Raw genomic sequence first — 7,437 nt, forward strand, 5'->3', positions numbered from 1 at the left:
GTTGACCAGCCAGATCACCGACCGGGTGCTCGACGTCAAGGTGCGGGCGGCCACCGAGCAGATCGAGCGGGCCCGGGTCACGGCCGGCGGCATCGTCGGCGGTGAGGAGGCCCGGTCGCTGACCTCGAGCCTGCAGCTGGCCCGCAACACGCTGATGAGCAAGACCGACCCGGCGGCCGGCAGCGGAACCGCGGGTGCCTTCGACGCGGTGCTGGTGGTGCTCGGCGAGGGCCCGCGGGCGGCGACCACCGCCGGGCCGGTCGACCAGGTGCCGGCCGCGTTGCGGGAATTCGTCAAGGCCGGTCAGGTCAGCTATCAGTACGCCCCCGTGCACGTCGAGGGGTTCTCCGGTCCGGCGTTGGTGATCGGCACGCCGACGACGTCGCGGATCACCAACCTGGAGCTCTACCTGATCTATCCGCTGGGCACCGAGCGCAACACGATCAGCATGGTGCGCGGCACCATCGCCACCGGGGGACTGGTGCTGCTGGTGCTGCTGGCCGGCATCGCGCTGCTGGTATCGCGGCAGGTGGTGTTGCCGGTGCGGTCGGCGTCGCGGATCGCCGAACGGTTCGCCGAGGGGCACCTGTCCGAGCGGATGCCGGTACGCGGCGAAGACGACATGGCCCGGCTGGCGGTGTCGTTCAACGACATGGCCGAGAGCCTGTCGCGGCAGATCACCCAGCTCGAGGAGTTCGGCAACCTGCAGCGCCGGTTCACCTCCGACGTCAGCCACGAGCTGCGCACCCCGCTGACCACGGTGCGGATGGCGGCCGATCTCATCCACGACCACAGTGAAGATCTGGAGCCCTCGCTGCGGCGCTCCACCGAACTGCTGGTCAGTGAACTCGACCGGTTCGAGTCGTTGCTCAATGACCTGCTGGAGATCTCCCGGCACGACGCGGGTGTGGCCGAACTGTCGGTGGAGTCGGTGGACCTGCGCTCGACGGTCAACAGCGCCCTGGACAACGTGGGTCATCTGGCCGCTGACGCCGGCGTCGAACTCAAGGTGGATATGCCCGGCGATCCGGTGATCGCCGAGGTCGATCCGCGCCGGGTGGAACGCATTCTGCGCAACCTGATCGCCAACGCGATCGACCACGCCGAGCATAAGCCGGTGGTGATCCGGATGGGCGCCGACGCAGACACCGTCGCGGTCACGGTCCGCGACCACGGTGTGGGGTTGCGGCCGGGGGAGGAGAAGCTGGTGTTCAGCCGGTTCTGGCGCGCCGACCCGTCACGGGTGCGGCGCTCCGGGGGAACCGGGCTGGGCCTGGCGATCAGCGTCGAGGACGCCCGGCTGCACCAGGGCCGGCTGGAGGCCTGGGGCGAGCCGGGCAAGGGCGCCTGCTTCCGGCTGACCCTGCCGCTGGTGCGCGGCCACAAGGTCACCACCAGCCCGCTGCCGATGAAACCGGTGAGCGCCGCCGAGCGTCGGCAGCGCGCGCGTGAGCACGCTGAGAGGAGCGGGTGATGCGCCGGCTGCGTCCGGCGGCGCTGCTGCTCGCCGTCACCGTTGCACTGGCGGGCTGCGCCGGGGTGCCCAGCACCTCGGCCCCGCAGGCGATCGGCACGGTGCAGGCGCCGCCGCCGTCGGTGCTGCCCAAACCCACCCCGGGGATGGACCCCGACGTGCTGCTGCGGGAGTTCCTCAAGGCGACCGCCGACCCGGCCAACCGGCACCGCGCGGCGCGGCAGTTCCTCACCCAGTCGGCGTCGGATGCCTGGGACGACGCCGGCAGCGCGCTGCTCATCGACAATGTGGTGTTCGTCGAAACCCGCAGCGCCGACCGGGTTGCGGTCACCATGCGCGCCGACATGCTCGGTTCGCTGTCGGACATGGGCGTGTTCGAGACCGCCGAGGGTGCCCTGCCCGCCCCGGAGCCCATCGAACTGCTCAAGACCTCCGAGGGCTGGCGCATCGACCGGCTGCCCAACGGAGTCTTCCTGGACTGGCAGCAGTTTCAGGCCACCTACAAGCGCAACACGCTGTATTTCGTCGACCCCACCGGCAAGACGGTGGTCCCCGATCCGCGCTACGTCGCGGTGTCCGACCCCGACCAGCTGGCCACCGAACTGGTGTCGAAACTGATCGCCGGCCCGCGCCCGGAGATGGCCGGTGTGCGCAACCTGCTGGCGGCGCCGTTGCGGCTGCGCGGACCGGTGACCCGTGCCGACGGCGGCAAGAGCGGGGTGGGCCGCGGCTACGGCGGGGCGAAGATCGAACTGGACAGCTTGTCGACCACCGACCCGAACAGCCGGCAATTGCTTGCCGCGCAACTGATCTGGACTCTGGCCCGGGCGGACATCAAGGGCCCGTATGTGATCAATGCCGACGGCGCGGCGCTCGACGACCGGTTCCCGGACGGCTGGACGACCTCCGATGTGGCCACCACCGACCCGGGCGCCTCAGACGGCGCCGGCGCCGGGATCCACGCGCTGGTCGGCGGCTCGCTGCTCGTCCTGGACGGGCAGCAGGCCAACCGGGTGCCCGGGGCGTTCGGGCGGGAGCCCGATCAGGAGTCGGCGGCGTTGTCGCGCAACGGACGTCAGGTGGCGTCGGTGGTGGTGCACCCGGGTGCCCCCGACCCGCCGGCGACGCTGTGGATCGGCGACCTCGGCGGTGAGGCGGTGCTGGCGGCCGAAGGCCACACCCTGTCACGGCCGAGCTGGTCGCTCGACGAAGCGGTGTGGGTGGTCGTCGACGGCAACAACGTGCTGCGCGCGATCCAGGAGGTGGCCTCGGGTCGCCCGGCCCGGATCCCGGTGGACTCCGGGGCGATCAACGCCAGGTTCCCCGGACCGATCAGTGAGCTGCAGCTGTCCCGCGACGGCACCCGGGCCGCCATGGTGATCGGCGGTCAGGTGATCCTGGCCGGCGTCGAGCAGACCCCGGCCGGCCAGTTCGTGCTGAACTATCCGCGCCGGCTGGGCTTCGGGCTCGGCTCCTCGGTGGTGTCGCTGAGCTGGCGCACCGGCGACGACATCGTGGTGAGCCGATCCGATCCCAAGCACCCGGTGTCCTACGTCAACATCGACGGGGTGAACTCCGATGCCCCCAACGGCAATCTGCAGCTGCCGGTGTCGACGATCGTCGCCGACCCGTCCACGGTCTATGTGGCCGATCCGCGCGGGGTGCTGGCGTTGTCGTCGTCGCGGGCCGAGGACGAGCAGAGCTGGTCGCCGCTGGGCCCGTTCATGGTCGCCGGCGCGGTGCCGGTGCTGCCGGGCTGACCCGCACCCGGCAGGGCGATCGCCATCCGGGCGAGCATTCCATCGCGCAGGGTCAGTGTGTGCAGCAGGACGGCGGCGACATGCCCGGCGATCAGGATCACCAGTGCGTAGGCAAGAACCGAATGCTCGTTTCGCAGCAGCGCATACAGGCCGGCGTCGACGGGGATCAGTGACGGCAACCGGACCGGGCCGACCATGACCGGCACACCGGCCGCCGTCAGCATGGCCCAGCCGATCAGGGGCTGAGCCAGCAGCGCGGCGTACAGCGATACCTCCGAAGCGATAACCGCGCGACGTTCCCACCGGCCTACCGTGGCCGGCAGCGCCGGCTCCTGGCGCCGCAACCGGTTGACCACGCGGGCGATCATCGCGACGAAGATGAGCGCACCGAGAATCTTGTGCAGCATCAGCAGCGTGGGATAGGCGGCCAGCGCGTTCGCCAGCGCGAATCCGACCATGATTGTCGTGAAAACCAGTGCGGCGACCAGCCAGTGCATGATCCGCACCGACAGGTGAAACCGGCCGGCGGCCGCGGAGTCGCTCACCGCGATACCTCGCGAACCTCGACCGCGGGCCGGGCGCCCCTTTCGCCGGCCCGGCGCCGGAACGACGCCGCGTACACCGCCGAGCGGGCGGCCAGCAGCGGATCCGCGGAGGGCGCAATGCCGTTCGGCAACACCATCGGGTCGAAGTTGATGTCGCGGGCGTTGCCGCGCCGCTCCCGCTCGATCGAATCGATCACCACCGTGCCCAACTCCACCACCCGCCGTTCGGGTGGCCAGGCGACCGTCGCATCGGTGAGCGAGTCCTGCGGTTCGGCCACGGTCACCAGGAGGCGCCAGCGCAACGGGCCGAATCGGAGGTCTTGAATGAGGTTGTCGAACAACCAATTCGGCCCGTTCTCGGGCGGTGGTGACGCGCGGGGCGCAGCCATGGGCGCCAGCGACCAGCGGACCGGCGTGCGCTCGCCGGCCGCGTTGACGAAATAGAACGCGTTGAGCCCGTGGTAGGCGCTGTCGCCGAAGCCCGACGACGCCGGCTGCTGTTGGATCACCGCCATGGCCCGCGCGGTCTCGGGATGCGCTGCCAGAAACCGTGCCATCGCCTCGGAGTCGGGTTTACCGGTATCGGCCCGGGGCTTCGACGCCAGCAGTCGGTCGTAGAACCCCTGCGGTGAATTGTCGGGGAAGACCGGGCTGTTCAACATCGCGGTGCGCCATTGCTCGGCGCCGGGATACCCGAACGCCAAGCCCAAACCCCGGCTCGCACCGGGCGTGTCGGCGACGGCCGGGTTGCCGCCCGGCAGCGAGAACCGTCCCAGGATCGGGGTGCGCCGGCCGCTGCCGAACACCACCGCGCGGCTTAGCTGGATCCCGTTGCCGTTGGAATCGAAGTACCCGGCAACCGCTACGCCCTTGGCGTGATTGCGCCGAAATCCCGGATGGAATCCGTGGACTCGCCGGAAGGCGTCGATGAAGCCCTGCGGGGTCAGCCGGCCGCCCGAGCCGACGGGGCCGCGCGCATACACCACGGCGGCCGCGTCCACCGCCAGAAACCCGCCGACGGCCGCCATGCCGAGCAGGACGCCACGGCGATCGATGGGGGCCTCGGCCCACGAGGAGGGAAAGAACCGCGGCCGCTCTCTCATCAGCGCTCCTGATATTCCCCGATGCGTCAAGCGTCAGGGTCCGCGCCCACCGCGAACCCTGTCAACCGGATTGCGGTGCGGTTTCGAGGTGTTTACCAAGCGTTCGCCATGGGTTGGCCGGGCGGCGGGTGCTGATCGTGCCGGCCCGTGGTGGCTACCCGGTAGCCACCAGCGACAGCCGCCGGTTCTCGGCGCGTTCGAGCACCGTCGTTCGCCGCTTGGCGGCGGCGACCAGGCGGGCCACCGCGGCCTCGATGCTGCGGGCGAACTCGTCGACATCGGGCATGGTGTCGTAGTCGGCCAGCACCCCGAAGAACAGGTGCTCGGCGTAGCTCAGCATCGCCACCCCGGTGCGCAGCTGTAACGCGATCGGCGGCACCGGCAGCACATCGAGCACCTGGCGGCCCAGGATGTGCAGCGGCTGCGACGGGCCCGGCACATTGGTCGCCAGGGTGGTGACGCCCTGCTGCGGCAGCCGCGTCAACAGCCGCACCGCCCACGCGGTGAGCGGGAACGGCAGGCGGTTGGCCGCCGAGACGAACGCGCTGCCGGCCTGCCGTTGCCCGGTGCTCTTGGTTCGGTTCAGCCGCGAGTGCACCAGCTTGAGCCGGCGCACCGGGCTCTCCTCGTCGACCGGCAGGTAGGGCAGCATCACCGAGACCCGGTTATCGGTCGCGCCGATGGCGTCGCCGGCGCGGGTGGACACCGGCACCAGGGTGCGCAGCGTCTCGGGCAGCGGGCGTTCGCCGCGGCGGTCCAGCATGCCCCGGTAGCCCTCGGTCAGGGCGGCCAGTGCGACGTCGTTGACGGTCACGCCGAACGCCTGGCAGATCTGGTTGATGTCGGCGAGGGCCACCTTGGCCGAACTGTACCGGCGCAACGCGCTCATCGGCCCGTTCAACGAGCTGGGGTTGCCCTGCCGCAGCAGTCCGGCCGACAACTCGACGGTGCCGCGGGCGGCCCGCGCCGCGGCGGCGCTGATCGCCGTCGAGATGTTCCACAGCTCGGCCGCCCAGCTGGCCGGGTTCAGGTTCACCGTGGGCAGGCCGAAAGACCGACCGCCCGAAGGGGTTTCGCGGGAACCGCGGATGTGGTCGGCGAAGCTGGTGACCCCTTGACCGACGTCGCCGCCTTCATCGCACAACCCGGTGAACAGGTGCGAGGTGGCGATGCCGTCGCCGACACAGTGGTGAACCTTGATCAGCATCGCCCACCGGTCATCGCGCAGTCCCTCGATCACCCAGATCTGCCACAGCGGCCGATCCCGGTCCAGCCGGTGGGCCATCTGGTCGGCGACGAAGTCGTACAGTTCGGCGTCGCCGCCGGGCCGCGGCAGCGCGACCCGCCGCAGGTGATGCGCCATGTCGAAGTCGGGGTCGGGCACCCACCGCGGTGGCGCCAGGTCGAACGGGTGCAGTTGCAGCTTCTGACCGAACCGCCGGCAGGCGCTGATCCGCGCACCCAGCGTGGCGAACAGCGTGGCGTAATCCGGCGGCGGCCCCTCCAAGACGATCAGCCCGCCGATTGCCAGGCTGATGCGGCGGTCGGAGTCCTCGGCCTCCAGAAAACCCGCGTCCAGTGTGGTCAGTTGCTCCATGATCCGGACCTCCTGCCTGCGTCCGCTCTTATGATCCGCCCGCGCCGGCGGTCCCGGCAGGGCCGTAAGTCCCAAGCCGGTGAGGTCTAACGGCGGGCGGCCGCGGGCCTTGGTGCCCTGTCCAGCCCGGCCCGTTGCGGGGCATCGTGAAGGAGGCACGGGGTTCGGCGCCGATTCGGCTCAGGGCCCGTGGCCGAAAGCGGAAAGGGGGACCGGACCGTGAATGAATGCCCTGTGGGGTACCCGGACACCGCGGCCGTGCGGGAGACCGTTCGCACCGCGCTTCAGCTGGCGAGCCGCGCACCGTCGGTGCACAACTCCCAGCCGTGGCGCTGGCGGGTGCAGACGGCGACACAGCAGCCTCTCCTGGAGCTGTTCGCCGACCCTGACCTGCACCTGCGCAGCGTGGATCCCGACGGCCGCGGTCTGATCCTGAGTTGCGGTGCAGCGCTGCATCATTGCCTGGTGGCGCTGGCGGCGCTGGGGTGGCACGGCAAAGTCCACCGGCTGCCCGATCCGGCCCGGCCCGATCACCTGGCGTCGGTCGAGCTGTCCGGGCCGATTCCCGGGCAGCACCCCGAACAAATCGACGTGACGCTGGCCGCAGCGATACCGCGGCGGCGCACCGACCGCCGGTACTTCAGCGGGTGGCCGGTGGCGGCGGCCGACATCGCGTTGATGGGCGCTCGCGCCGCCCGCGCCGGGGTGATGCTGCGCCGGATCGACGCGCTCGACCGGCTCCATGCGGTGGTGGCCCAGGCCGTTTTCACGCACCGCAACGACTACGACTACCTCGCCGAGCTGACGAGGTGGAGCGGCCGGTACCGGTCGGTGGCCGGGGTCCCGGCGCGCAGCGTGCCGGCGCCGGACGCCGAGGCACCGATTCCGGGGCGGCTGTTCGCCGACCCGCTGCTGGCCCAGCCACCCGGGGCCGCCCCCGCCGAGGACCGCGCGGTGA

At 71.0% G+C, this 7,437-nt stretch carries 5 protein-coding genes and 1 pseudogene; 3 read left to right on the plus strand and 3 right to left on the minus strand.

Annotation, left to right across the window (positions count from 1 at the left end; genetic code table 11):
* Both mtrB and lpqB read left to right on the plus strand, forming a co-directional pair.
* Nucleotides 1-1,474, plus strand: a 1,474-nt coding sequence (gene mtrB, locus A5694_RS17490; RefSeq protein WP_064923470.1) for an MtrAB system histidine kinase MtrB, incomplete at its 5' end; no start/stop codon positions are given.
* Entirely contained in the window at nucleotides 1,474-3,234 is a 1,761-nt protein-coding gene (gene lpqB / locus A5694_RS17495; RefSeq protein WP_064923472.1) for an MtrAB system accessory lipoprotein LpqB, read from the plus strand. The genes mtrB and lpqB, both read left to right, overlap by 1 nt.
* Nucleotides 3,235-3,269: 35 nt before the next feature.
* Here the strand turns inward: lpqB and A5694_RS24745 are convergent.
* From A5694_RS24745 to A5694_RS17505, 3 genes and pseudogenes are all read right to left on the minus strand, one after another.
* Nucleotides 3,270-3,779: pseudogene (locus tag A5694_RS24745) on the minus strand (cytochrome b); the annotation flags it as partial.
* Nucleotides 3,776-4,882, minus strand: coding sequence for a catalase family peroxidase (locus A5694_RS17500; RefSeq protein WP_064923474.1), 1,107 nt, complete (start codon nucleotides 4,880-4,882; stop codon nucleotides 3,776-3,778). The pseudogene A5694_RS24745 and the gene A5694_RS17500, both read right to left, overlap by 4 nt.
* A 154-nt stretch (nucleotides 4,883-5,036) precedes the next feature.
* Nucleotides 5,037-6,479, minus strand: coding sequence for a WS/DGAT/MGAT family O-acyltransferase (locus tag A5694_RS17505; protein ID WP_064923476.1), 1,443 nt, complete (start codon nucleotides 6,477-6,479; stop codon nucleotides 5,037-5,039).
* Nucleotides 6,480-6,713: 234 nt separating this feature from the next.
* Between A5694_RS17505 and A5694_RS17510 the strand changes: the two genes are divergently transcribed.
* Nucleotides 6,714-7,437 (plus strand): Acg family FMN-binding oxidoreductase (locus A5694_RS17510; protein ID WP_234787938.1); only part of this gene is annotated, 724 nt, incomplete at its 3' end.

Origin of the sequence: Mycolicibacter sinensis, assembly GCF_001667945.1 — a bacterium.
Classification (GTDB): Bacteria; Actinomycetota; Actinomycetes; order Mycobacteriales; family Mycobacteriaceae; genus Mycobacterium; species Mycobacterium sinense_B.